Annotated in this window: 22 protein-coding genes; 15 read left to right on the top strand and 7 right to left on the bottom strand. The window is 42.7% G+C overall.

The annotated features are described in order from the left end of the window. Positions 1-603 precede the first annotated feature (603 nt). The 5 genes from F461_RS0108725 (at position 604) to F461_RS0108705 (ending at position 6,579) form a co-directional block, all read left to right on the top strand. Entirely contained in the window at positions 604-2,064 is a 1,461-nt protein-coding gene (locus F461_RS0108725; RefSeq protein WP_020000773.1) for an APC family permease, read from the top strand. Between the two features lie 271 nt (positions 2,065-2,335). Next, positions 2,336-2,935, top strand: a complete 600-nt coding sequence (locus F461_RS0108720; protein ID WP_020000772.1) for a LysE family translocator — start codon at positions 2,336-2,338, stop codon at positions 2,933-2,935. A 9-nt stretch (positions 2,936-2,944) separates the two neighbouring features. Beyond that, the gene (locus tag F461_RS0108715; RefSeq protein ID WP_020000771.1) at positions 2,945-3,763 is read left to right on the top strand and encodes a helix-turn-helix domain-containing protein; all 819 of its coding nucleotides are present in this window, start codon (positions 2,945-2,947) and stop codon (positions 3,761-3,763) included. Positions 3,764-4,277: 514 nt separating this feature from the next. Continuing rightward, on the top strand, positions 4,278-5,273 hold the full coding sequence (gene gap / locus F461_RS0108710; RefSeq protein ID WP_020000770.1) for a type I glyceraldehyde-3-phosphate dehydrogenase: 996 nt from the start codon (positions 4,278-4,280) through the stop codon (positions 5,271-5,273). A gap of 109 nt (positions 5,274-5,382) precedes the next feature. Beyond that, a complete protein-coding gene (locus F461_RS0108705) occupies positions 5,383-6,579 on the top strand; it encodes a phosphoglycerate kinase (protein ID WP_020000769.1) in 1,197 nt (398 codons plus the stop codon). Positions 6,580-6,704: 125 nt separating this feature from the next. On the opposite strand, the gene F461_RS0108700 is transcribed toward F461_RS0108705, so the two are convergent. Next, positions 6,705-7,322 (bottom strand): flavodoxin family protein, encoded by a 618-nt coding sequence (locus F461_RS0108700; protein WP_020000768.1) that lies wholly within the window; start codon positions 7,320-7,322, stop codon positions 6,705-6,707. A 161-nt stretch (positions 7,323-7,483) separates the two neighbouring features. Here F461_RS0108700 and F461_RS0108695 point away from each other — a divergent pair, with 161 nt between their 5' ends. Continuing rightward, on the top strand, positions 7,484-7,882 hold the full coding sequence (locus F461_RS0108695; protein ID WP_020000767.1) for a winged helix-turn-helix transcriptional regulator: 399 nt from the start codon (positions 7,484-7,486) through the stop codon (positions 7,880-7,882). Between the two features lie 60 nt (positions 7,883-7,942). Here F461_RS0108695 and F461_RS0108690 read toward each other — a convergent pair whose 3' ends face one another. The 3 genes from F461_RS0108690 to F461_RS0108680 are packed head-to-tail and all read right to left on the bottom strand — an operon-like array spanning position 7,943 to position 11,367. Continuing rightward, positions 7,943-8,545, bottom strand: a complete 603-nt coding sequence (locus tag F461_RS0108690) for a PqiC family protein (RefSeq protein WP_020000766.1) — start codon at positions 8,543-8,545, stop codon at positions 7,943-7,945. Further along, on the bottom strand, positions 8,545-10,140 hold the full coding sequence (locus F461_RS0108685) for a PqiB family protein (RefSeq protein ID WP_020000765.1): 1,596 nt from the start codon (positions 10,138-10,140) through the stop codon (positions 8,545-8,547). Before F461_RS0108685 ends, F461_RS0108690 begins: the two co-directional genes overlap by 1 nt. Continuing rightward, positions 10,141-11,367 carry a paraquat-inducible protein A gene (locus F461_RS0108680; protein ID WP_026364701.1) on the bottom strand — a complete coding sequence of 409 codons (1,227 nt, stop codon included), beginning with the start codon at positions 11,365-11,367 and terminating at the stop codon, positions 10,141-10,143. 665 nt (positions 11,368-12,032) lie between these two features. Here F461_RS0108680 and rsgA point away from each other — a divergent pair. The 6 genes from rsgA (at position 12,033) to F461_RS0108650 (ending at position 19,740) form a co-directional block, all read left to right on the top strand. After that, complete coding sequence (gene rsgA / locus F461_RS0108675; RefSeq protein ID WP_026364700.1) at positions 12,033-13,142, top strand: ribosome small subunit-dependent GTPase A; 1,110 nt, start codon at positions 12,033-12,035, stop codon at positions 13,140-13,142. Positions 13,143-13,680: 538 nt separating this feature from the next. Then, positions 13,681-14,754, top strand: coding sequence for a TRAP transporter substrate-binding protein DctP (dctP, locus tag F461_RS0108670; RefSeq protein WP_020000762.1), 1,074 nt, complete (start codon positions 13,681-13,683; stop codon positions 14,752-14,754). 116 nt (positions 14,755-14,870) lie between these two features. Continuing rightward, the gene (locus F461_RS0108665) at positions 14,871-15,341 is read left to right on the top strand and encodes a TRAP transporter small permease (RefSeq protein ID WP_020000761.1); all 471 of its coding nucleotides are present in this window, start codon (positions 14,871-14,873) and stop codon (positions 15,339-15,341) included. An 11-nt stretch (positions 15,342-15,352) separates the two neighbouring features. After that, positions 15,353-16,660 (top strand): TRAP transporter large permease, encoded by a 1,308-nt coding sequence (locus F461_RS0108660; protein ID WP_020000760.1) that lies wholly within the window; start codon positions 15,353-15,355, stop codon positions 16,658-16,660. 424 nt (positions 16,661-17,084) lie between these two features. Next, positions 17,085-18,659 carry an ArnT family glycosyltransferase gene (locus F461_RS18665; RefSeq protein WP_020000759.1) on the top strand — a complete coding sequence of 525 codons (1,575 nt, stop codon included), beginning with the start codon at positions 17,085-17,087 and terminating at the stop codon, positions 18,657-18,659. Positions 18,660-18,738: 79 nt separating this feature from the next. Continuing rightward, the gene (locus tag F461_RS0108650; protein WP_020000758.1) at positions 18,739-19,740 is read left to right on the top strand and encodes a nucleoside phosphorylase-I family protein; all 1,002 of its coding nucleotides are present in this window, start codon (positions 18,739-18,741) and stop codon (positions 19,738-19,740) included. A gap of 211 nt (positions 19,741-19,951) precedes the next feature. Here F461_RS0108650 and F461_RS0108645 read toward each other — a convergent pair whose 3' ends face one another. Further along, complete coding sequence (locus F461_RS0108645) at positions 19,952-20,365, bottom strand: GFA family protein (RefSeq protein ID WP_020000757.1); 414 nt, start codon at positions 20,363-20,365, stop codon at positions 19,952-19,954. Between the two features lie 402 nt (positions 20,366-20,767). Then, a complete protein-coding gene (locus F461_RS0108640) occupies positions 20,768-21,031 on the bottom strand; it encodes an RNA-binding regulator (RefSeq protein WP_026364699.1) in 264 nt (87 codons plus the stop codon). Between the two features lie 873 nt (positions 21,032-21,904). Between F461_RS0108640 and F461_RS0108635 the strand changes: the two genes are divergently transcribed. Together F461_RS0108635 and F461_RS0108630 are read left to right on the top strand one after the other, a co-directional pair. Further along, a complete protein-coding gene (locus F461_RS0108635) occupies positions 21,905-22,231 on the top strand; it encodes a DUF6694 family lipoprotein (RefSeq protein WP_020000755.1) in 327 nt (108 codons plus the stop codon). 272 nt (positions 22,232-22,503) lie between these two features. Beyond that, positions 22,504-22,761 carry a M24 family metallopeptidase gene (locus F461_RS0108630; RefSeq protein ID WP_020000754.1) on the top strand — a complete coding sequence of 86 codons (258 nt, stop codon included), beginning with the start codon at positions 22,504-22,506 and terminating at the stop codon, positions 22,759-22,761. 255 nt (positions 22,762-23,016) lie between these two features. Here the strand turns inward: F461_RS0108630 and F461_RS0108625 are convergent, their stop codons facing one another. After that, a complete protein-coding gene (locus tag F461_RS0108625) occupies positions 23,017-23,226 on the bottom strand; it encodes a rubredoxin (RefSeq protein ID WP_020000753.1) in 210 nt (69 codons plus the stop codon). Positions 23,227-23,732: 506 nt separating this feature from the next. Here F461_RS0108625 and F461_RS0108620 point away from each other — a divergent pair. Further along, complete coding sequence (locus F461_RS0108620; protein WP_020000751.1) at positions 23,733-23,957, top strand: hypothetical protein; 225 nt, start codon at positions 23,733-23,735, stop codon at positions 23,955-23,957. Positions 23,958-24,306 lie beyond the last annotated feature (349 nt).

Below are 24,306 nucleotides of genomic sequence, written 5' to 3'. Positions count from 1 at the left end.
AGTTGAGCACACTTTTTACAATGTTTTGCTTGTTCGTCACTTGGCTTTTTTTAATAAGATGTTGCTGTGATGCAATAATGAATTATTCATATGCCAACTAGTAAAAATAAATGAGTCATTTTCTCTAGTGCTCGAAAAATTATGGTTATTGCTACAGTGAGTAGGGATTCTGGCTGAGTTTTAATAGGTTCACTTACCGCGCTGTGGTGTTTTTTTTTCTTAATTAGATGTTGTATAGATAAGGCTAAGTCTAAAACGACTCGAAATGGCCATAGATTAATTCAAAAATGAATCAAAGTTGAGTGAAGAAACAAGACTGTTCTTTTTTATATAGTTAAAGCAGGTGGTTGTTGTTGGTGTGTTTTTTGGCATATGAAATGCATATGGATAGGCGCTCCTAAAGAGTACCAAAACCTTAGGCATGGGTGCTGTGCTATCCTTTGATAAAACAGAAACCCCTCTGCATGAGTAATCTCATCGTTGCTATTGGGTGTATGTAACCTGTCCCCAAGATTTAGTTCTTCTGCCAGTAACGACGCTATGGTTAAAAGGTAAACTGGAAATGACTTCGGTTATTTTCTTAATTTAGGAGAAAGGCTTACTATGAGTGGTAGTTCAACGAATTCAGACGACACTTCATCGTTAAAGAAATCTATTAAACCATCTCAGGCATGGGCTCTAGCATTAGGGGCTATACTTGGATGGGGTGCATTTGTTTTGCCTGCATTGCGCTTTTTGCCTTCAGCAGGGCCATTGGCAGCTTGCATCGGATTTGTTTTGGGTGGAGGGATGTTATTCTTTGTAGCCATTAGCTATGGTAACATGGTGAGCAAGTATCCTGTAGCAGGAGGCGCATTTACTTTTGCTTACATCGGTTTCGGGCCGACCGCAGCGTTTATCTGCGGCTGGGCACTCGTTCTTGGATACATCTGTATTATTGCACTTAACGCAACAGCCCTCGCGTTATTGTCGCGCTTTTTATTACCGGGTGTATTTGAGGTCGGGTACCTGTATACGATTGTAGGTTGGAAAGTTTACGCAGGTGAATTGGCAATGCTTATTGCTATTCTCGCAGGCTGTGGCTTTTTGAACTATTGTGGTGCCGATCTTGTAGGTAAGATACAAGTTTTCTTAGCATTTGCTTTGGTTTCAGGAGTATTTGCCCTCTTCGCAGGTTCCTGTCTGACAGATACGGCATCTATTTCAAACCTGTTTCCGTTATATGCGGAAAATAAAGGGCCTATCGCTAGCGTTATGGCGATTACAGCTATTGCACCTTGGCTGTATGTTGGCTTTGATACCATTCCACAGGCGGCAGAAGAGTTTGACTTTCCACATAAGGATGCTCAGCGCTTGATGCTTTCAGCTATTTCATGGGGTGTGCTTTTATACGCACTCGTAACAATAGCTGTTGCAGTTGTTATGCCGTATCCGGAGTTGCTTCAGTTGGACGTCCCGTGGGCAACCGGTTCTGTAGCGAAAATGAGTCTTGGTAACGTAGGTAGTGTGATTCTGGCAATTGCCGTCTCTGCTGCAATCTTTACCGGTATTAATGGCTTTTTTATTGCTTCTTCCCGTTTGCTGTTCAGTATGGGGCGTGCAAAAGTGCTTCCAGCATGGTTTGCGCAGATTCATCCTAAGCATCAGACTCCGCATAATGCTATTCTGTTCGTACTTGTTATCGCAGTTTCTGCGCCATTCTTCGGTCGTGAAGTACTCAACTGGGTTGTAGACATGTCTGCAATCGGGACTGTGGTGGCGTACCTCTACTCGTGTCTTGCAGCGTATAAATATATGGCTGCACACCCGTTTGAAGATGGCTCCAAAAAAGGTAAAATCAATGCTGCACTTGGTTCCTTAAGCTCTGTCATCTGCCTTTGTCTTTTGACCATCCCCGGGTCTCCCGGTGCAATCGGTTCTGAATCCTGGATAGCATTGCTTGTATGGTGTGCGCTTGGCGGCATATTCTACAAAACAAAGATTGGTGAATTTACATCAATGAGCCGTAAGGAACAGACAGAACTGATTCTGGGTTGCTCATCCCGTCCGGTGTTTTTTAAATAGCACATTGATACTTGTGTGGCTTTAAGGGCAAGAAGTTCGACGTAACAGCACGCTCTTTTTTTTATTCAGCAGCATGAAATACTTCATGCTGCTGTTTTTTTTGTATTTCCAGAACTTCAACGGTATGTTCTATTTACGTCTGAGGGATAGTTATTACGTTGCGCTGTTTTTCATCTGCCGTGCTTAGTACGCACTGATAGCAATATCGTTCAATATTCGTTTTGTTGTTTTATGTAGTATGACTTCATAATTCATATGGAGGGCTTGCTACATGTCTATTTTTGCTTCAATGTTTGCTTTTACGTTTGTCGGAGCTGTCACGCCGGGGCCAGTTAATTTTATTGCTGCAAGCACGGGAGCGAGGGGCGGGTATAAAAAAACAGTGCTCTACATTTTGGGCGCAACCATTTCTTATACTCTTGTTGTTGTAATAAGCGGTGTATGTCTCGGGCAGGTTTCTCAAATTTTACCTGAAATTACATGGTTTCTTAAGGTAGTTGGTGGAGCGTTTTTACTCTACGTGGCGTATAAGATTGCCATGTCAAAAGGCTTTGATCTGACCCATAATGCGGATGGTGATTCTCTTCCCGGTTTCTGGGAAGGTTTTCTGGTACAAGTGCTTAATCCAAAAGCATGGTTTTTTGCCATGTCCGGTGTGAGCTTATTCGCATTAGGGCGGGGCGACGCTACGTTGTATTTCATTGTTTTTAGTTTTGCTTCTTTCATACTTTGCTTTATTGGCGTTTCTGTATGGGGCGTGTTAGGTGGATATATCGGACAGTTTTTATCTACGCCAAAGCGGCAGACTGGTTTTAATCACACAATGGGAACCCTGCTAAGCGTGGCTGTTATTTGTATGCTGGTTGGATAGAGGTAGAAAATGAAGCAGGACAGTTCTGTTTATTTGAGTACATGCAAGGGGTTGCCGTTTGTAGAAGTGCGAACTGCATTGAATTCTTCTGTCTGCTATCATACCCATTCACATGATGAATTTTCATTCGGCGTGATTGATAATGGCACGGCGAAATACAAGAACCGCAAGTCAACACATCGGGTTTATAGAACAGATACTGTGACAATTAATCCGGGCGATGTGCATTCATGTAATCCTGATTCGTCAGAATGGTCGTACCGGATGCTTTTTGTTGATACTGCGTGGATAGGATCTGCTCAGGCGGAACTATGTGAAAAGCATATAACGGACTATCAAGGTTTTTTACAAGACTATGAGTCAGAAAAGGCGCTTTTTACCAGATTCAACGCGCTTTACAATGTGTTAATTCAGGATGTTAATCCGCTGGCTGCGGAAACATACTTGTTACAGTATATTCAACGTTGGTTTGGGCAGGAAGATCAGGCTGCTGCCACGTGCCAGAAAATTGCTTCTTCCTGTGTGCACAGGGTAAGAGAAAAGTTATTTGATCAGCTGGCGACAAATCATTCGTTGCATGATTTGGCCATGGATGCCGGACTAAGTCGCTATCATCTTATCCGTAAATTTAAAGAAGTTTACGGCCTTTCTCCACATGCATTGCAGATTGATGAGCGTATAAAGCGAGCAAAAAAGTTACTTAAGCAGGGCGAAACTATTGCAGACGCATCTGCGCAGCTCGGCTTCGCAGATCAGGCTCATTTCCAGCGTAATTTCAAAAAGCGCCTGGCCATCACTCCAAAACAATACCAATCTTTCTTTATATAGTTTGTAGTGCCGGTATGTAACTGGCACTATGAAACCGTTTCACTTCTGCAAAGCAAAAAAAAATAAATATCATAAGTATTGCTTAAAAATACAATATGTTACACTGTTTGCAGTGCTATGTTTTAAAATTCGCACGTCGGGCATAGAACCGCTTACATTATGTGGGTCTTTACAGTGAAAAGTCTTGTTTTTAGGGGGTTTTCTGGAAACTTATAAACTTTTGTCACTAGACAGACAGTAAGACCGTTTACATTATTTTGTGTTGTTAAAAAGAACAAAAATGCTCTATAAAAATCACTAGAACTATTCTTTTCAAGCGACCTACGTCATGTATTAGTTGAAGTTCATTTGAGTTTGTGCAGCTGGCAATTTCGATGATGAAGAAGATACATATGGCATAGGTGCCGAGGTAAAGCGTGTTCGCCCATACGTTTTACAGTGATCTTGCAGAGTGCAAAGAAGCTACACTCGTCTCGGTATGAAAGTAACCATTTAGCACAAGTAAAAGAACACCATGATTAAAATCGGTATTAACGGCTTTGGCCGTATAGGCCGCCTTGTATTCAGGGCTGCAACACAGCGTGATGATATTGAAGTTGTTGGTATTAACGACCTTATTGATGTTAATTACATCGCGTACCTTCTCAAATACGACTCTACTCACGGGCGCTTTAACGGCACCGTAGAAGTAGTAGACGGTCACCTTGTTGTTAACGGTAAAACCATTCGTGTATCTTCCGAATGTTGTCCGGAAAAACTTGCATGGGATGCAATTGGCGCCGAATGTATTGTAGAATCTACCGGCTTCTTCCTTACTGACGAATCTGCCCGTGGTCACATCAAAGCCGGTGCTAAGAAAGTTATTCTGTCTGCACCTTCCAAAGATGCCACCCCAATGTTTGTTATGGGTGTTAACCACAAAGATTACGCAGGTCAGGACATTGTTTCCAACGCTTCCTGTACAACAAACTGCCTTGCACCGCTCGCGCATGTTGTTCACAACGCATTCGGTATTGTGGAAGGTCTCATGACGACTGTTCACGCAACCACTGCTACTCAGAAAACCGTTGATGGTCCTTCCTGCAAAGACTGGCGTGGCGGACGTGGTGCTGGTCAGAACATCATTCCTAGCTCTACCGGTGCTGCTAAAGCAGTTGGTAAAGTTATTCCTTCCCTCAACGGAAAGCTTACCGGTATGGCGTTCCGTGTTCCTACTCCGGACGTTTCCGTAGTTGATCTTACCTGTCGTCTTGAAAAGTCAGCTACTTACGACGAGATCAAAGCAGCTCTTAAAGAAGCTTCTGAAAATGAGCTTAAAGGTATTCTCGCATACACTGAAGATGCTGTAGTTTCCACCGACTTTGTTGGTGAATCCTGCACCTCTATTTTTGACGCATCCGCTGGTATTGCTCTTAATGATAATTTTGTTAAGCTTATCTCATGGTACGACAACGAATGGGGTTACTCCTGTAAAGTTCTCGACCTGCTCGCACACGTAGCTGCTAACTAGTCTCTAGTATGAAGTATACACTGCGGCTCTCCTTGGATAAGGTGAGCCGCAGTGATTTCGTGCTGGAGGGTTTTACAATAAAATTATCATACCTTACGAGGCATAGCATATGAACAAACTTTTTATTAACGATCTCAATTGTGAAGAGAAAACTGTAATCGTACGCGTAGACTTCAACGTGCCACTTAAAGATGGTGCAGTTGATAACGATAAACGCATTCGTGCAGCTCTTCCAACCATCACCCATTTGGTAGATGAGGGCGCAAAAGTTATTCTAATGTCTCACCTTGGACGTCCTAAAGGACAGCGCGTTGAAGCTTTGAGCCTTAAACCTGTTGCAGACCGTCTTGCTGAGCTGTTGGGCAAGCCTGTTGCTTTTGCAGATGATTGTGTTGGTGATGTGGCTAAAAAAGCAGTGGCAAAACTTGCTGCCGGTGAAGTGCTTCTTCTTGAAAACCTTCGTTTCCACAAAGCTGAAACTGACAACGATCCTGAATTTGCAAAACAGCTTGCGGAGCTTGCAGAACTGTACGTTAACGACGCATTTGGCACCGCGCACCGCGCTCATGCTTCTACCGAAGGTATTACTCATCACATGGATACCTGTGCATGCGGTTACCTGCTTAAAAAGGAACTTGATTTCCTCGGTGGTGCGCTCGCAGAACCTAAACGTCCATTTACTGCCATTATTGGCGGTGCAAAAATTTCCGGTAAAATTGACGTAATTAAAGCACTTCTGCCTAAAGTAGATAACTTGATTATCGGCGGCGGCATGGCTTGTACGTTCCTTAAAGCTATGGGACGCGAAATTGGTAATTCTCTTTGTGAAGATGAAAAATTGCCATTAGCTAAAGAACTTCTTGAGCTTGGCAAAGGAAAAATTCTTCTTCCTTCTGACTACCTCGTAACTGATAAGCTCGATTTTGATGCACGCGAAATCGGCAGCGAAGCAATTGTAGCAGAGGATGCCATTACTGAAGGTCTTATGGCTGTAGATATTGGTCATGAGACCATGGAAACTTTCAAAAATATCATCGAAAAGTCCGGCACTGTTGTATGGAACGGCCCGATGGGAGTTTTTGAAATTGATGCTTCAGCAAAAGGTACTTTTGCTGTGGCTGAAGCACTTGCTGAAGCAACCACAAAAGGTAGCATCACCGTTATCGGTGGCGGTGACTCTGCATCTGCCATTGAGAAAGCTGGTCTTTCCGAAGCCGTTTCCCATGTTTCTACTGGCGGCGGAGCTTCCCTCGAATTCCTTGAAGGAAAAGCTCTTCCGGGTGTAGAAGCACTGACTGAAGCTTAATCCACTAAGCTGGATATCAAGCCTTGTAGTGTCGTTTCCGGAAACAGAACGGCTGGTTGTGCAAAAAATATAAAGCGGCATGTTGAATTTCAACATGCCGCTTTTTCTTTTATGGAGACGGAGTGTTATTCCTGTCTGCCAAAAGATGAAACAGGGAAGGTTGCTTTATGTGGGTGCATAGCAGTTCCAAGCCAGTGGATAGTCTGGCCAAGGTTTTCCATATTCGCCATAGCTTCCTCATCGTTTTTGACATCACCCGGCGCAAGGCCCACACCGAAATTCCAGTAGATTGACCCCGGAACGATCATTTGAGACATCAGGTACATGTGGTTAATGCTGTCAAAAGCATGGGTTGCGCCGCCGCGTCGAACTGCAACAACAGCAGCACCAATTTTTCCGGCCAGTGCACGGCCATTGGCAATGGCAACAAGCCCCATTCTGTCGAGAAGACCTTTCAGTTCAGCGGATACATCTGTGAAGTAGGTTGGTGTACCAAGAATAATAGCGTCAGCACGAAGGATTTTTTCAAATAGTTCGTTGAAGATATCGTTTTTAATAATGCAGGAATTATCCCGGGTTTCAAAACATTTGCTACATGCGGTACAACCACGAAGTTTTTTACCACCAACCTGAATAAGTTCTGTTTCCCACCCTTTTGCATCTAGTGGGGCTAGTGCGTTCTGCAATAAAATTTCTGTGTTGCCGCCTTTACGTGGGCTGCCGTTAATGGCGAGTGCGTACATTGATTTAATCCTTATTGGGGGTTGTATTTTTCTTATTAGATATCCGGCCTCGACAATAGGAAGAAAGTGGCTAGATTTGGTGATAGTGACATATTTTTGAAAATGTACAAGTACGGTTTTTTTTGTGCGTAAGTATCACGCAGGGTACCGTTGGAGATATGATGATTCGCAGATGTGACGTTAAAGAGGTGGATGGCAGGAGCTACAGGTGCTTTTTTGAGCTTACTATGCAGGTGATTGGTGGAAAATGGAAACCTGTCATTTTGTATCATTTGTCTCAGGCAAAAGTATTGCGGTTTGGCGTCCTACAAAAAACGCTGCATGGAATTACCCAGCGGATGCTGACAAAACAATTACGGGAGCTTGAGGCGGACAAACTTGTTACCCGTACTGCGTATAATGAGGTGCCACCCCGAGTAGAATATTCTCTCACAGAGTTAGGCGAGTCGCTTATCCCTATTTTTCTGGAGATGAAGCAATGGGGTATCAGGTATGAAGAACAGATAGCCGGCGAAGTGATAACAGGTGACACGTATGAGTCTGTGGAAGATCCAAAATAGCAGGCAGATAGTAATGGTAAAAAACAAGGCAGATTGAATGTATTCAATCTGCCTTGTTTTTTATTGTGCGACTACTGAGTGCAGCCCTTTTGCAATCTCTTGGCTTAGTGTTCCAAGTGCATTGCTTTGCGTCTGGACGTAGGAACTTATGTTGTTTTCGGCAACTGGAAAGGTTTCGACAAAATGGCGCGTGAGTAACGAATTGTCCGTGTCTACACGTACAATTTGCCAGATGGCATCCAGTGTAACATTCATACCTGTTTTGCCTTCAAATCTTCGTATAGTAACGTAAACTTGGTATTCTGGACGTTGAGCACGTTCCCATGGATATATGGCAACTTTTGGAGTCTGAAGCAGGATAGAAATGTTTTCTGCGAGTGTCTCTTCAACCTGTGTTTTAAATGAGTCACCCCAGCGTTGGTATTCGTGGATTGTGATGCTGTTTTTGCCTGTGCTTGTCACAATTTGTGAGCGATCAAGATGTCCGGGGACAAGTACTGGCCCGACGCCGACACTGATGTTGTTAAGCGGCTGAACCTGCGAAGTCTGTTGGTTGGAACTTGTAAGAATATAGTACGAAGATGGTGGGGACCCTGCGCCACAACCAACTAATATGATAGACAGTGTTGCGAACAGTAAGGCGTTTGATACGATTTTACGCATTATTTTCTCTCTTTTCCTCGAAGTAATGATTCTGGATGACGCTCCAGCTGGTCAGCCAGCGAACGGATGGCTCTAGCAGCTTCGCTCATTTCACGAAGGGCACGCTGTAGTTCTACAACTGTTGCGGAATCTTTTGATAACAACTGGTGCGCACCTTCCATAGTTTTTTGGGTTTTCTGGAAGGCAAGGCGGATTTCGTTTGATTCTGCGAGAGACTCTAATTTGTTACTTGCCTGTTTAATACCTTGTAAGGTCTCAATGGCATTGTTTCCGATTTTTTCCATTGGTATTTTTTGCAATTTTTCAAGTAGAGCGGACAGGTTGCTGGTAAGCTCTTCAATAGGTGTCGGTGTAGTTGGGATTTGAATAACACCATCTTCGGCAATAATTTTTGCCGGTTCGACATTTTTAAAGAAATCCAACGCTACGTAAAGCTTACCTGTGAGTAAGTTTCCAGTACGAACCTGACCACGCAAACCTTGCTTAACAAGAAGCTTAAGTATTGCGTCAGTGTCCACCTTCCCAGTCTGTGATGCTATGCGCTGCAAACGTTTCTGTTCAACTTCAATGCGAACGGGTACAAGCACCTTGTTGCTTTTGCAGTCGAATTCAATTCCGATATCAACAACATGTCCAACCGGGAATCCTTTGAATTCTACTGGAGCACCGATGGAAAGTCCCCGGACAGACTGTGCAAATTTAAGTACATAGTACTCTTTTTCGAGAAATTGTTCTGTCATCGCGGCTTCGCGCGTCGGGAATAGCTGGAATACGTCTTCTGCATCAGCAATAGGCGTATTCTTGAGGTGATCAGGATTTGTTAAGGATATGCCGCCAATGAGCAGACTCACCAGTGATTCTGTATTAAAACGGATGCCGTCTGTACCCATTTCTAGATCCATACCGGATGCCAGCCAGAAGCGGGAGGAGTCTTTGACGTAGGCGTCATATGGAGCATCAACAAAGACTGTAATAATAACGCCTTCGCCATTCTCTCGTAACCCGTACCCTACAACTTGTCCTATTTTAATACCACGGTAGTAGATGGGGGAACCGTAGTCCAAAGAGCCAAGGTCACCTGCTTCAAGTCTGAATAGTTTACCGGGGGTGCCTTCCGTTACCACCGGAGGAATTTCTAATCCTTTGAATTCGTATTGCGATTCACCCGCCTTGCCCGGATCTACCGCAATGTACGCACCGGAGAGCAAGGTGCCTAGCCCTGTAACAGTCCCTCCGCTAAGCCGCGGGCGGACAACCCAGAAACGTGTCTGTTCGTTTAAATATGCATCAGCCTTTTTAACGAGCGAAACAGTTACCTCAACGTGCTTAAAGTCTTCGGCAAGTTCAACAGATTCAACCTTGCCTATCTCCACATCTTTATATTTAACTTTTGTTTTTCCGGCTTCGAGTCCATCCGCAGAAGCAAAGGTGATGGTAATTGTCGGGCCTTTTTTCATCATAGTTGTATAGATTAGCCCGACGCCTATGATCAGCGCTACAAGGGGAACAATCCAAATCAAGGAAAAGCTTTTTTTCTTGCAGATGGAGGCTTGTGGCAGCGTTTCAGATGATGGGGCAGTGTTTTCTTCTGACATTTATTGTTCCTTCTGATCCCATATAAGTCTGGGGTCAAAGCTTTCTGCTGCAAACATGGTTATAACCACGACAGCAGCAAAATACACAGCTCCCGGCCCTGCCTGTATGGAGGCAAACGGGGCTAGCTGTACCAGGGCGACCAGCACAGTGACTACATATACGTCTACCATAGACCAGCGGCCAACGGCTTCTGTTAAGCGGTACATCTTAGTGCGGGTTTCCGGTTTCCATTGATGGCTAAATTTTACAGATATAAGCAGATATACCAGCGTGATGAGTTTCAAAAGGGGGATGAGTATGCTGGCTATAAAGATGATGAGTGCAATATGCCATGATCCTGAGAACATGAAATATATGACTCCGCTCATAATGGTATCTGCCTGAGTGCTGCCGAGTGCTTGTGTAATCGTTATGGGCAGCATGTTGGCCGGAAGATACAAAAGGACAGCGGCAACAACCAATGCTGTTGTTCGCTGAATGCTGTTCGGTTTGCGCAGATGCAGTCCTGCACCGCAGCGGGGGCAGGCTGTATGGTGTGTTTCCGGTATGCCGCTTACAAGTGAGCAGCTATGACATGTGGCAGACTGTGTGCATATGTCTGAATGGGTATCTGCCGATTTAATAGGGAGCCTTTTCCATATGTCATGCGGATTCAAACCGGAAAACGCAGTGACGAGGATAAGAATTAATCCCGTATATGCCCAGATTGCAGTACCCGGAATAATGGTAGCCATTTTACCGAGTTTGATCATGGAGACCAGAATACCCAGTAAGAACACTTCCATCATGCTCCATGGCATAAGGTGGCGTACTGTCCGAAAAATTACTCCGGTCTTAGGAGCCAGTTGTCCGAATTGAATAGGGGTGAGTATAAAAATTAATGCAATAAGCTGAAGCAGCGGCACAATGATGCTTGTAAAAAGAACAAGGGCGGACAATCCTTGCATTCCATTGGTAAAGAGCCAGATAATGCCCGTAACTAAGGTTGTTTCCTGTACTCTTCCTTCTACTTGCATGGAAAGGAATGGGTATGCATTAGCAATGGCAAAAAGAATAAGTCCGGTAATAGCAAGCGATAATGTGCGTTGGGTGGTATCTTTTGTTTTTTGGAACAGTAACGAACCGCAACGCGTACAGATTGCTTTTGTTCCCTCTTTCATTTCAGGGAGTGCTTGCGTCAATCCGCAATCGTGGCACGTGGCTGTCGTAGGTGTTTGCGTGTCCATGTGAGGTTGGTAATATTCCTTACAATTTCATATTGATATGCATTTTTGTTCTGGGAAATAAATTATACTTTCAATGTCATAATAATAACGTTGTTGATTTTTATCTCTAACGATTACCTGATGCTGAGAGACTCGGCAATATAGAAAATATATTAATGATATTAAAATATTACTAAGATAGTCTTGGGTAGATAGCTCTGGCGGAATAATTGACAGTTCGCTTATGTGTGGTTATCGAATTCATTGTTTTAACAGATAATTAAAGGAGTTTTTGTGTTCACAGGTTCGATGGATGATGTGTTTCTGGCTGTTGATTAGAAAGTAGCCAGTTTAGCACTGAATCGTGTTGCTCCTGTTTCTGAGGAGCAACGTATTACAACATAGCACATGCTATCCCGTGCAGCTGTTCAGGTGCACGTCTCAAGGCTTGCCTTCTCATCAGCAGCCACTCTTCACTACGAAACTAGTCGTATTGGTGGAGTCTTTTGTTGTGTCTGATTAATGACCGGTAAAAACTTCCCGTTTCTATTATATGCATTGCCTTACCGTCGGTAGATGAACTTAAAGATATTGAACATAGTTTGTATATCTGCCGCAATTTTCTGAGCATTCGCTTGGGATTATTTGATAAGCTGAGGCAGTGTTTTCTTAACGATGAGAATACAATGAATAAACAACGTAGTAGTGAGAGCAACATCGATTGTTCGACATCCAGTTTAGTGCTGTTAGGGTGGAATAGTTTTTTTCAGGCTTCTTTTGACGGGATGGATAATCCTTCGGGGTCTCCTGTGAGAGTAAGTGGTGTGAGAAGGCATTCGTTTTTAGTCACTAATGGCCAACGAGAATGGCTAACGACCATATCCGGCAGGTTATTGCATCAAAAGCAGGAAGTGTTTCCGGCAGTGGGTGACTGGGTTCTGGTGAAGGATTCAGTAATTACAACAGTTCTTCCTCGTGAAAAAACGTTGTCTCGCGGTGCTTCTGGCGGGCGAGGCAAGCATGAGGATGCAGCAAGACAACAGCAAGTTATTGCTGCTAATGTTGATATTGTAATTATTGTTTGCGGGCTTGATCGGGACTTTAATTTGCGCCGGATAGAGAGATATATAACCCTCGTATACAACTGCGGCTTAACTCCTGTCGTTGTGCTGACAAAAGCAGACACGCAGGTGGTTCCAGAAACATTTGTGTGTGAGGTTGAGGCTATTGCTTTTGGTGTGTCTGTACATTTACTTGGCTTTCAAGATGATACAGGACTGATGAAACTAAAAGCACACCTTGATGGCAGTACAAAAACAGCTGCAATGATTGGTTCCTCCGGTGCCGGTAAGTCTACGTTATTGAATCGTCTTGTTGGAAAAGACATCCAGCGAACCGGTGCCGTGAGCAGTGCTGTTGTGAAAGGTAAACACACAACGACAGAGCGCGATTTGATAATGTTACCTGATGGTGGGATGATTGTTGATAACCCGGGAATCAGAGAGATTGCGTTTTGGGATGCAGGCGACGGTGTATCGATGTCTTTTGGGGATATTGAAGAACTAGCTGCTGGATGTCGATTTCATGATTGTTCCCACACCTCCGAGCCAGGCTGTCGTGTGTTGGAAGCAGTGGCAACAGGAACTGTTTCAGAAGAACGTCTTGTCAGCTACCATAAGATGAAGCGAGAATTGTCTTACGCGGCCGAGAGGCAACACAAGAGTGCCGAGAGACTTGAAAAGGAACGTTGGAAGGATATTGCGCAGATCGTTAAAGCAATAAAGAAGCGTAGGTAAGCAATAGGCAGATAATAAAGAGGGTAAGCGGGCACAGAGGCCAGCTTACCCTTTATTTTTGGGTTGACGGGGAAGGGGGACTTTACGAAGCGCTGTATTCCGGCCGTTGGCTTCCAAATACACTTCTTTCGGCTTGATCAGGTTCATCAGCTGTCAGGATGTAGTTGGGAAATAGAAACATCAGTCAGGCAAAGCTAGAAAAATCTGCCAACAGTCACTGACAACTATTTGGAAGACTGATGTGTGAATATTACAGCGTTTGTATGTAACTTTTTTGTCAAAATAGAGGTGGTGGTAGCTTTGTATTTTGTGTGATCCTTGTTTTTCAAAGTATAACCTGCTTAAAAAACAATGAAAACAAACAAAGGCATAATATTGCGCGATTGTACAAAAATGTATACAAAGAGCACGGATAACGTACCAATGATTTGTAATTTGCCGAACCAGGCGTGCGGATCTTTATGCCACCAAGCATATTGTACTGTTTGTGATGCTATATTCTATTCCGACAACTGTATTGAGAGCAGGAGACTCTGTTATGAAAAAATTGTGTACGTTGCTTATTATAGCACTTACTCTCGTGGTTACATCCTTACCAGCATTCGCTCAATATAAATCACAGTACAAGCTGAGCGTAGTTCCAGGTGCAGCTTCCGGCTGGGGAAAATCTGCCCAGTATTTTACTGATCTGGTACGCGAACGCACTGATGGTCGAATCAACATTAAATGCTACTTTTCAAGTCAGCTCCTTGCCGGAAAGCAGACTTCAGAATTTCTCATGCTCAGAAATGGCGCGATTGATTTTGCTATGGCCTCCACAATCAACTGGTCCCCTCAGATCAAGCCGCTCAACCTTACAGCTCTCCCATTTTTCCTTGCAATGCAGGATGATCGTTACAAGGCTCTTGATGCATTAAGCGCCGGAGAAGCCGGTAAGATGATGTTTGCTGCCATTGAAAAGAAAGGTGTTAAACCTATCGGCTGGGCAGAAAATGGATTCAGAGAGCTTACAAACTCTAAACGTGCAGTTGCCAGCCCTGCAGACATTAAAGGGTTGAAAATTCGCGTTGTGGGTAGCCCTATTTTCATTGATGCATTTAAAGCCCTTGGAGCAAATCCAGTTAACATGAACTGGGCAGAAGCCACTACCGGGTTCCAGCAAGGCGTTGTCGATGGACAGGAAAATCCAACCAATGGCATCAACATTCCCGTAAAAATATGGAATTATCATAATTTTATCACAGAGTGGCACTACATCATTGATCCACTGATTACTGGTGTGAACCCAAGAGTCTGGAAATCATTCTCTAAAGAAGATCAGGCAATTATTCTTGAATGCGCCAAGGAAGCAGAACTGTACTCAAAAGCAATTTCCCGTGTAGGACTTGATGACGGCAGTGCTCTTGCTTACCTTGAGTCAATTAACATGGTTCCAACGCCTGCTGCTCCATTGGTATTCCTTGCAGAGCAAGGAATGACCGTAACCAAGCTTACTCCTGAGCAAACCAAAGTTTTCTATGACGCAACTGCCGGTGTTCGTGAAAAATGGATTCCAATTATTGGAGAAGATCTGGTTAATGCAGCTAAAGCTGATATTGCTGCAAGCAAGTAAGTGAAACAGAATATAAACGGCATATGTTTCAGGGAAAAGCCCCGGCATATGCCGTTTATTGTGAAAGACTAACAACGCGTAAATACCATTAATAGCGCGTAGGTACGGGCCTATTTATGATTAAATTTATCTTCAACAGATTCGAGGAGCTTATTGCCTCGTTTTTGTTATTTGTAATGGTCGCCATCGCGTTTTCAAACGTGGTTACCCGTTACTTTATTAAGCTTTCCTTTTCATGGACAGAAGAGCTTACCGTTAATCTTTTTGTCTGGGTTGTTCTTCTTGGTACAGCACATGCCTTTCGTAAGGGAGATCATCTCGGCGTGTCCCTTTTTTACGATAAGCTGCCTAAAAAATGTCGAATGATCTGTTACGGAATTTTTCTTGTTCTTTCCATCGGCTTTTTCTGCACTCTTTTCCATCTTGGATGGATAGAGGTTATGGATGAAATTGATCTTGAAGTAACAACGGAGTCATTAGCTATTCCTGTGTGGTGGTACACAATTGCGACCCCTATGTTCTCACTCCTTATTATTGTTAGAATACTTCAACGCGCATGGACTGATATGCGTTCCGACAACATATAAGGAACAGTTGAATGATTGAAAAACTTCTTCAAGATCCTGCTTTCTGGACCGTAGCTCTTTTCGTTATTCCACTTCTTCTTCGAGTTCCCATAGCCATCGCTTTGGCTTCTTCCGCACTGGTCGTGGCTTACAAGTGGGATATGGGATATGAAATGCTTTCGTATAATATCTATGCAGGCATTGCGAAATTTCCTCTGTTGGCAATTCCCTTTTTCATTCTTGCAGGTGTTATCATGGAACGTGCCGGTATAGCCGGGCGTATTATTGATCTGATGAAAGCACTTGTTGGTTCCAGAACGGGTGGACTTGCCATTGCTACCGTTGCTGTAGCTACTTTCTGGGGTGCAGTAAGCGGCTCCGGTCCTGCAACGGTGGCGGCTCTCGGTTTGATTTTGATTCCCGGTATGGTTTCAACTGGTTATGATAAGCCCTTTGCAACAGCCACCGTGGCAGTTACATCGGGTCTGGCGATTGTTATTCCTCCAAGTATTGCCTTTATTGTATACGGCGGGGTTGCCAACGTTTCTGTTCCTGCTCTTTTTGCTGCGGGCTTTATACCGGGGTTACTTGTTGCTGGCTGTATAATGCTTGCTGTTTGGATAATCTCATATAAAAAAGGATACAGAGCTGCGCCTGTAGAAAATCCGGAGCCAATTGGAAAAGCTTTCAAAAATGCTTTCTGGGGAGTGATGACTCCCGTCATTATTCTTGGCGGGATCTATGGTGGTATTTTTACTCCCACTGAGGCTGCGGCGGTAGCTGTTGTTTACGGGCTTGTAGTGGGCCTGTTCATTTACCGTACTCTCACCTCACTTAGCCAGTTATTTGAGATTTTCGCCGCTACGGTTCATGCAACTGCTATTGTCATGATTGTTGTTACATGTGCCGGTCTTTTTTCATGGGTTGGATCAACCGTTGGATTAGTTGAAAAATCTGCCTCAATCCTGCTTGCGGTGTCCGAAAATCAATGGATAGTTCTTTTTATGATCAATATCATCCTGCTTCTTGCCGGTATGATACTTGATGCGATTTCTATTTATTACGTATTCCTGCCTATACTGTTACCACTCATTGTACATTTCGGATGGGATCCTATCTGGTTTGGGGTTATGATGACCATTAACCTGGCAGTCGGGCAAGTAACGCCTCCTGTAGCCGTAAACCTTTATGTCGGTGCCAATATCAGCGGTCTAAGAATTGAAGATATAACCAAGCCGGCACTTCCGCTTATCGGGGCAGCACTTTTTGCTTTAGTGCTAGTAATTGTTTTCCCCGAACTCTCAACATTTACACCTCGTATACTCGGGCTCAGCCCATAAAAGTTAAGACCGTCCTGCTAGACAGGGCGGTCTTTTTTCATTCAAGTAACATTACCAAAGTGTAACCAACGTGTTACGATTTTTTTTAGCAACTGTGATATACCCAAATACAGAATCTACAACGGCGTTGTGGCTCACAGACTCAGCAATGTCTGCGGATCTTGTTTTATTAAAGGATCATATAATGAGATGTGTTGTTATCTAATAATTATTGACAGTTATGGTGTTATTACGCTTTATATATAATCGCTAAATATTTTTGGGTACATGTATTTTGTGGAGATACCTCATTGTATTTCATGATAGTTATCGTGTCGCAATTGCAAGCCCACATAGGTGTGTGGTTAGTATTTTGTAATGTGCAGTTTTGTATTTTACATCTGCAAAAGGATGAATGAATGCACTATAATTTAGGTTAGTCCGGATGATTATGAAAAAAAGATACTGGCTATATGCTGTTTTTCTTTTGGTCACCATGACAGTCTTCTTTGTTCGTGACCCCACCATTAAAAACGAGCTAAAATATTTAAGTATTGCCAAAGAAGCTCTCGCGAATAACTGGTTTTTTGCATTCTGGAATCATAATGAAATCTATCCAGATAAGCCGCCACTGTATATCTGGCTTGTGATGGGGATTATTTCATTTACTAAGACATACGCAATGCCTCTTCTGGGATTGTTTAGTTCTCTTCCGGCGATTATCGGCTGTGAGGTTATGTGCGCTCTTACGAAGAGAGATTTAACGGAGGAAGAACAGTTACTTTCTTGCGGGATGCTGCTAACAACAGGATTCTTTTTCGGGGCAGCATTGGTTGTTCGCATGGATATGCTTATGACAATGTTCATCCTTTTGGCGCTGTACTTTTTTTACGAGATAGCTCAGGGCGCAAGTTCATGGCAAAACCGGATCGGTTTCTACCTTTCAATATTTTTTGCCGTTTTTACCAAAGGGCCGGTTGGTATTCTGTTTCCTGCATTGGCTGTCACGGGATTTGTGTTCAGAACTAAGCAGTTTTCCATTATCAAAGAACTCCGTCTTCGCTGGTGTTTCACGCTGTTGACGTTACTTTTTGGACTTTGGTTTCTTGGAGCATACCTGCAGGGTGGAACAGAATATCTCTACGCTTTAACTGTTAAGCAGACCCTTGGACGTGGTATTAATTCTTTCCATCATGCGCGCCCTTTCTATTATTACAGCAGGAACATATGGTACACCATGTTGCCGTGGTCTCTATGCTTTCTGTGTTCATTTTTTGTGTTCTGGAAGGAACGCCCAGGTGAAACTGCAGTTGGTACACTACTGAGCAGTGCAATAGTTTTGAACTTTTTTGCAATGTCTCTTTTTAGTGGGAAATTAGATATTTACCTCCTTCCGATTTATCCGCTTGTTCCATTTTATTTCCTACTAATTTCTAAGAGAATTCCGGTACAGAAAATAGCACGAAACACACTCTCTCCAGTAGCTTTTGTTTTTGTTCTAGGACTGCCGGTGGCAATAATCAGCAGTATGTTAGGAATACTGCCTTTCAGCATTTCTACCTATAATTACATTGCGCTTGTCCTTGCCGGTATTTCTGGAGGATTTGGACTGCACTGCCTTATGCGGTTAAATTATCATAGAGGGTGTTGGTGCATCGTTGTTGCGATGTTGTTTGTAAGTGCTGGGGTTATTACTGAAATTCCTAAGTTTAATCAGGATATTGGCTTGCGCGTTGTTTCAGATGAAGTTAGAAAATTGAAGGATGATAACAGCAACGTTGTTAGTTTCAACTTCGCTGAAATAAAAAATATGCAGTATTATTTGGATGTTCCAATAAGGAATTACGAAAATAAACAGCAGCTGGAAGAAGCTCTCAAAGACAAAGATGTAATTTTTCTTGTGAGAAAGAAAGATTTAAGGCGCTACCCCTTCTTAACTGAAGAAACGAAAGATTTTTTTCAGAAGTGGGAGTCTGGACGTTTTGTTTTGTATAAAGAAAAGTTCGTTGTAATGAGGTGAGGCATCCCCTTGGTGTCAGGGGAAATTATACGGCATGTGTTCGTATGCTTATAACCTGAGCGGGAAATTTGGAGAGAATGTGAAGCGGTCTATTTTCTGTATGGTAATTCTTGTTGTAATGCTTTGCAGCGTTAGTAGTGCGTTAGCTCAAGAGAAAATAAAAATTCGTGTTTTTATTGGTGCACAGTTTGAAATCGGTAACAATACCGGAGATGAGGCTGGTGAATTCCAGCACTGGTACGAACGTTACTTCACTGCCGCTCAAAAAATTAAAGTGGCCGGTGCCGAACACGCTTTGTTTGTTAACAAAGATGGGGTGGCGGGTTCTGTTCTTGGTGTGGGTAAGGTTCGCAGTTCTTCTTCTATGACTGCGATTTTGGCAGATCCGCGTTTTGATTTTTCCAAGACATACTTCATTATCACTGGCTGTGCGGGTACCCCTCCAAGCGTAGGCACTATTGCAGCCGTTTTTTGGTCTGACTGGCTTGTTGATTACGATCTTGGATACCGTTGGGCTTTTGGTGAAGTCCCTGCAGGTGCCCCCCTGTTTGCCCCCCGTGAAGGTGACGAAGAGGCTCGATTGTTGAAAGTTAATCCTGCACTTGTTGCCAGAGCGTATAAACTGACAAAAGATACACCGCTTAACGATACTGAAAATTCGAAAAAGTATCGTTTGAAATACCCAGAAGAGGCGGCCCGTCGTGATCCTTTTGTTGGAATAGGCTCCAGTGTGACCGCCGATACGTTTTTTCATGGCCCCGGACTTTCCAGAGAGGCTCAGTATATCTGCGATTTGTATAAGGCAGGGACTTACTCAACTACAGAAATGGAAGGCATGGCTGTGGCATACGTAATCAAAAAGTATGGGCATGCTGATCGCGTGATCAGCCTGCGTACTCCTGTTAATTTTGATCAGGGGATTCCGAGTGAAAGTATTTTGAAGGACGTTGATCCTGTTCTAGAAGGCTCTTCTGGCAGCTTTGCTAGTGGCATTCATAACGTTGCTAAAGTTGGTATTCGTTTTGTAGATCATGTCATCGCAAATTGGAGTGACTGGAGCAAAGGTGTTCCTGAAAAATAATCCTACCTTTCTTTGTGGTAGTAGTCTTTTTGTAGTGGGCTTCGTTCAATAGACGGGGTGAAAAAAAACTAGATGTATATAATCGGCCAGCTTTTCCCAATATTCTATCGGGGGAGTTGGCCGAATTTTTTTGAAGTGATATAGATTGTCTTAGTGGAGTAACATATGAAGATAATGGGGTGTTAATGTGAAATTTTTGTGGGACTACTAATCAGGCGTTGTCCTCGTTTGGAAGATGGTCGAACTCGGGTATATTCTGCAACTCATTGTCCCAGTTGGCCTTGTTTGCAACATAAATATGCCCTTCAGGTTTAATGGGCACATCACTATCGAGACATCCAGCAGGAATAACTAATAATGTTCCATCCATCTGAATATTTGGAAGCGCCGATCCGCAAACAGAGCAAAAGCTTTTTATATGCCCAGTTGACTTAAAATTGAATGTTTTTACATTCTCCTTGCCTGATAGCCATCGTAATTGGGCTGTGGAAGAAAATAGATTTGCAGCATGAGCAGAGCCAGTATCTTTGCGACAACGCTCACAATGACAGAGAAAGAAATTTTCAAAATCCCCATCGACTTCAAAAGTTACTTCGCCACAAAGACATGATCCTGTGTGTTGCATAAACTAGTTCTCTTTTTTGGGTTGGTTCGATGTTAATGCAGTTATGTATAATGTACTGGAAAGCGGAACTTCCCGCTGTTAAGCTGATGGCATCAACGTATTTATTATGCGAGTTTTTTTATATATGTCAGAAAAATATATATGGTGAGTATCAAGTTAGCGTATTAAGGGCAATTTTTTAACTTCTATGTGTGTAGAATATGGTATGTCACCTTAATCTTCCATTTTTAAAACGGTGATTTATAGTCTTTGTTGAATATTTCTATATGGATGAGCAGGCAGATGTACATCCAGTGTTCGGCCGCAGGGGGCCGTATGGTTCTGGCAGGAAAAACATTTTTCAATAAAAAAAAGCCCGCCAAATGGCGGGCTTTTTAATTATCTAATCGCTATCGCAATCGCTTAGTAGCGAGGGCGAGAAGGACGAGGCTGGGCTTCGTTAACCTTGAGGTTACGGCCCTGGTAGTCTGAACCATTGAGAGACTCAATAGCTTGTCCGGCACCTGCGGCTTCCATTTCTACAAAGCCAAAGCCGCGGGAACGACCGGTTTCACGATCTTCGATTACTCGAGCAGAAGTAACGTCGCCGAAATCAGCAAAAAGGGTACGAAGATCCTGATCAGTGCATTCCCAAGAGAGGTTGCCAACATAAATATTCTTAGTCAAAATAAAAAACTCCGAAAAAAAGGTATTCCCCAAAAAAACAGGGAAGAGATGTGCATTGATCATAAAAGAAAAATGCACTTCGTTCAAATTGATTAACAGAAACTATGCTGTTTGAAACAAATGGTCAATAGTTATTTTAAAAAACAATTTTATTTTTTATTAAAGTAAGCTTTCGATAAATTACTTGCGTTCTTCAACTGTAATTTTATTTGTCTATAAAATTGCTCTTCATAATTCTTTATTACTCATAAAAGGTCATTTTTTTGATGATAAAATTAGATAAGAATTTTAATGTCACATAATTATGTTTTAGTAAATTTTTTTTCCAATATTAAATTAGTATATAACAGTAAGGAATCATATAACTACATATTATAAAAATCTAATAAGAATGTATTACAGTAATATAAAGATGTTGGTTTGCATATATTACTTTGGAAAAGATCGTTACTGCTTTAGAATAATATTATTACAAGTGCATAATGTCTAAATTTTAAAGTTTACTTGTTCTGAAGGATACAAAAAGCGCATAACCTATTGCTGTGGAGTTTTTTATTAGCGCGTAACTGGCACAGTGTTACCTGTCAGAATAGAATAATGTCTACGTAATCAGGTGCACTTAGTCTTCAAATGGAGTCGGAAGACTTTTTTTACATCCAAGCTGTAAGTTCTGTTGAGTATGTATTGTTAATTAGTGCAGTTATACTTGATGGTTCGTTGCTTTGATTTTTGTTCCGGGTGTTCAGTGTTTAACTTGTTTGATTTATAGGTATTTTTTTGTAAAAAAATGTGTTGTTGACTTCGTGTGGTGGAAAATGCAACCAATCTTAGATTGTGAGCAATTTCATATCCCATTTTCTAAAAAGGTTAATCATGAATCTAAAAAATATTATAGCATTTTTCGCTGCCACTGTTCTCCTGATTGGTTTAATCGGTTGCACTCCGACAATTGATGGTTCTTCTGAAGAAGCCTTTGATTCTTCTTATGAAAAAGTAATGAAAGAAGTGCCTGAAAAAGACAAGCTACGTGTTAAGGCTGCCTTTGCTAAGATCACAGCCAAAAAGACTCTTGAAGCAGCATCAGAAGGCATTTTCTCTAAGAAGGAAATTGAAAAGAAAATCTATGCAGTCATGAATGGCAAAACTGCAAACGATATTCTTAAGCTTGCAGGTCAGAGCGAAATTAAAGAGGAAAAATAAAGGAATTTCAGGCTCAGGATAGCCTTGCTTGGCACAAAGTGCTCAGTTCTTCCATAAGTTAAAGTAGTGCGAAGTTTCTTTCCTGCTCACACCATTCACTGCTTATGCTTCTTATTGAAGTAGTCTTATAAAGATCGATCTATCATCTGAAATATAACATCTTATCACAGCAAGCACATCAAGCAAGATGTTTACGATGCCTGAAGTTAATCGAATCTACATGAAAAAGGGTGAAGTATTTTACTTCACCTTTTTTTGTTACGAAAACTAATGTGTCAGATTGCGTCGAAACTGATTCTAAAACAAACATGTGTCCACACGTTTGTAACAGGATCAAGCAAGGACTTGTCATTGCTGTGGAATCCATGATCAACGCTGGAGTTAAAGCCACTGAAACTCTTAAGGATCATTGGACAATTTTTACAAAGGATCGCAAGCCTTCCGCCCATTTTGAGCACTGTATTGCAGTTGCTGCTGATGCAGCAGAAGTACTGACATGCGGCTCCAACGGTGAAGGTTGGGCCATGTAGCGTTCATTTATTCCCTAAGTAATAATCGTTCCGAAAAATAACATGCGCTTTAGATTGAACTATGAGAAAAGCTCCATGGGTAATTACCGATGGAGCTTTTTTTCGTTAGCGCGTAGTGAGTAATATGGTAGCTAATCCCGTTACAAGAGAGAGGAGCAGCTTGTACCCATTGTTTTGGAAATTGTGCTGGATGATGTTTCTGGAGTGGCAGCAAGGACATTGTATCAGAAATGCTGTCGGCTTAATTAACGGACTCTAGCTACCCTCTTCAATTACTGATCCAGGGCCTGCTAGTGGCCTAAATGTTTTTTTTGAAGAACCGCAAAAAGGGCATTTCCAATCGTCAGGAAGGTCTTTGAAAGCTGTCCCAGGAGGGGTGTTGGTTTTTGGCTCTCCTTTGTCAGGGTCGTATACGTATCCGCAGTTGCTTACCTGGCACTGGTACATATCTTTTAAGTCAGCCATGTTCAGTCTCCTATCTTATTGAAAATTTCGCGGCACTTTTCTTTGAAAATAATCCACTATTTATCTATTGCAAACCGAAGAGGGACTGTCAATTGTAACTAGAATTGGCTTTAATTTTCGCCGACAATAATGAAGCTTCCTCCCTCCCTTTTTTCATTTAGCTGGTAGTCCCAATTGGGGGCTTGTTAGAGCAGAATATCGATCTGATAAAAAAGTAAGAAAAGCTCCGTAGAGTAAGTCTCTATGGAGCTTTTCTAGTGCGTAATAAGTAATATGATAGCTAATCTTGTTACAAAAGAGTGTCTATGAAACTAGGAGCGATTCTGATGGCGATGACACCTTCTTCGGATACGTAATCCTTTTAGGAGACACTCAAAACGCAGAATGGGGCTATTTTTCCCTATCTGAACTCTTGGACATTCAGGTGGCCTTTGTTGAAGTCGACCATGACCTATACTGGGATGTGCGACCAGCTTCACAACTTAAGGAAATAATGGGGGAATAGTATGAATGAGTATGACGTAGCACGGCTAATAGTAAGGCTTTTTTCTGTGGAAATAGCACCGGAAGAGCGGATTAAACTGCTAGATGAGTATTTTCCGGTGTTGGCAGATTTGGATGGTGATCCACAGGTCTTTCAAAACATGGCTAGTCTCTCACTAGTGTTTCCCGATAACAGTGGCTTCCAAGTGGTAGTGTCAAAAAGCACTCTTGCAGACGGTGAGGAATAGCGGTGGCACGACCTAAAAAGAAGAGAATACGCCCCTTACAACAAGGCGCCTTGGATGGATTTTGTGGAATCTACAGCCTTTTTAATGCTGCCAGAATAGTAGAGCCAAACCTTACAGAGAGTTCTTGCCATGCACTGTTTGCAACCTGCTTAATGGCACTAGAAGATCGGAAGGATGTTCCCTTTCATCAATATAGCAGGCTTAACACTCCGCGATTTACTATTCCTTAATAGACAGGTTCTCAGACCCGCTTTTGGCATCAGGCATGTTCGGCCTTTCATTAAGGCGAAACCGCGTTCTCTGGGACAGATGTGGCGGATTTTTTCAGAAGTACTAGCTGAACCGCATA

Origin of the sequence: Halodesulfovibrio aestuarii DSM 17919 = ATCC 29578, assembly GCF_000384815.1 — a bacterium.
GTDB classification, from domain to species: Bacteria; Desulfobacterota; Desulfovibrionia; order Desulfovibrionales; family Desulfovibrionaceae; genus Halodesulfovibrio; species Halodesulfovibrio aestuarii.
This window is presented reverse-complemented; position numbering and strand designations above follow the sequence as displayed.

What these genes read in the sequence shown, in the direction of transcription:
- F461_RS0108725 (WP_020000773.1), top strand. Translation starts at nt 604, where the DNA reads ATGAGTGGTAGTTCAACGAATTCAGACGACACTTCATCGTTAAAGAAA.
- F461_RS0108720 (WP_020000772.1), top strand. Translation starts at nt 2,336, where the DNA reads ATGTCTATTTTTGCTTCAATGTTTGCTTTTACGTTTGTCGGAGCTGTC.
- F461_RS0108715 (WP_020000771.1), top strand. Translation starts at nt 2,945, where the DNA reads ATGAAGCAGGACAGTTCTGTTTATTTGAGTACATGCAAGGGGTTGCCG.
- gap (WP_020000770.1), top strand. Translation starts at nt 4,278, where the DNA reads ATGATTAAAATCGGTATTAACGGCTTTGGCCGTATAGGCCGCCTTGTA.
- F461_RS0108705 (WP_020000769.1), top strand. Translation starts at nt 5,383, where the DNA reads ATGAACAAACTTTTTATTAACGATCTCAATTGTGAAGAGAAAACTGTA.
- F461_RS0108700 (WP_020000768.1), bottom strand. Translation starts at nt 7,322, where the DNA reads ATGTACGCACTCGCCATTAACGGCAGCCCACGTAAAGGCGGCAACACA.
- F461_RS0108695 (WP_020000767.1), top strand. Translation starts at nt 7,484, where the DNA reads ATGATTCGCAGATGTGACGTTAAAGAGGTGGATGGCAGGAGCTACAGG.
- F461_RS0108690 (WP_020000766.1), bottom strand. Translation starts at nt 8,545, where the DNA reads ATGCGTAAAATCGTATCAAACGCCTTACTGTTCGCAACACTGTCTATC.
- F461_RS0108685 (WP_020000765.1), bottom strand. Translation starts at nt 10,140, where the DNA reads ATGTCAGAAGAAAACACTGCCCCATCATCTGAAACGCTGCCACAAGCC.
- F461_RS0108680 (WP_026364701.1), bottom strand. Translation starts at nt 11,367, where the DNA reads ATGGACACGCAAACACCTACGACAGCCACGTGCCACGATTGCGGATTG.
- rsgA (WP_026364700.1), top strand. Translation starts at nt 12,033, where the DNA reads ATGAATAAACAACGTAGTAGTGAGAGCAACATCGATTGTTCGACATCC.
- dctP (WP_020000762.1), top strand. Translation starts at nt 13,681, where the DNA reads ATGAAAAAATTGTGTACGTTGCTTATTATAGCACTTACTCTCGTGGTT.
- F461_RS0108665 (WP_020000761.1), top strand. Translation starts at nt 14,871, where the DNA reads ATGATTAAATTTATCTTCAACAGATTCGAGGAGCTTATTGCCTCGTTT.
- F461_RS0108660 (WP_020000760.1), top strand. Translation starts at nt 15,353, where the DNA reads ATGATTGAAAAACTTCTTCAAGATCCTGCTTTCTGGACCGTAGCTCTT.
- F461_RS18665 (WP_020000759.1), top strand. Translation starts at nt 17,085, where the DNA reads ATGATTATGAAAAAAAGATACTGGCTATATGCTGTTTTTCTTTTGGTC.
- F461_RS0108645 (WP_020000757.1), bottom strand. Translation starts at nt 20,365, where the DNA reads ATGCAACACACAGGATCATGTCTTTGTGGCGAAGTAACTTTTGAAGTC.
- F461_RS0108635 (WP_020000755.1), top strand. Translation starts at nt 21,905, where the DNA reads ATGAATCTAAAAAATATTATAGCATTTTTCGCTGCCACTGTTCTCCTG.
- F461_RS0108625 (WP_020000753.1), bottom strand. Translation starts at nt 23,226, where the DNA reads ATGGCTGACTTAAAAGATATGTACCAGTGCCAGGTAAGCAACTGCGGA.
- F461_RS0108620 (WP_020000751.1), top strand. Translation starts at nt 23,733, where the DNA reads ATGAATGAGTATGACGTAGCACGGCTAATAGTAAGGCTTTTTTCTGTG.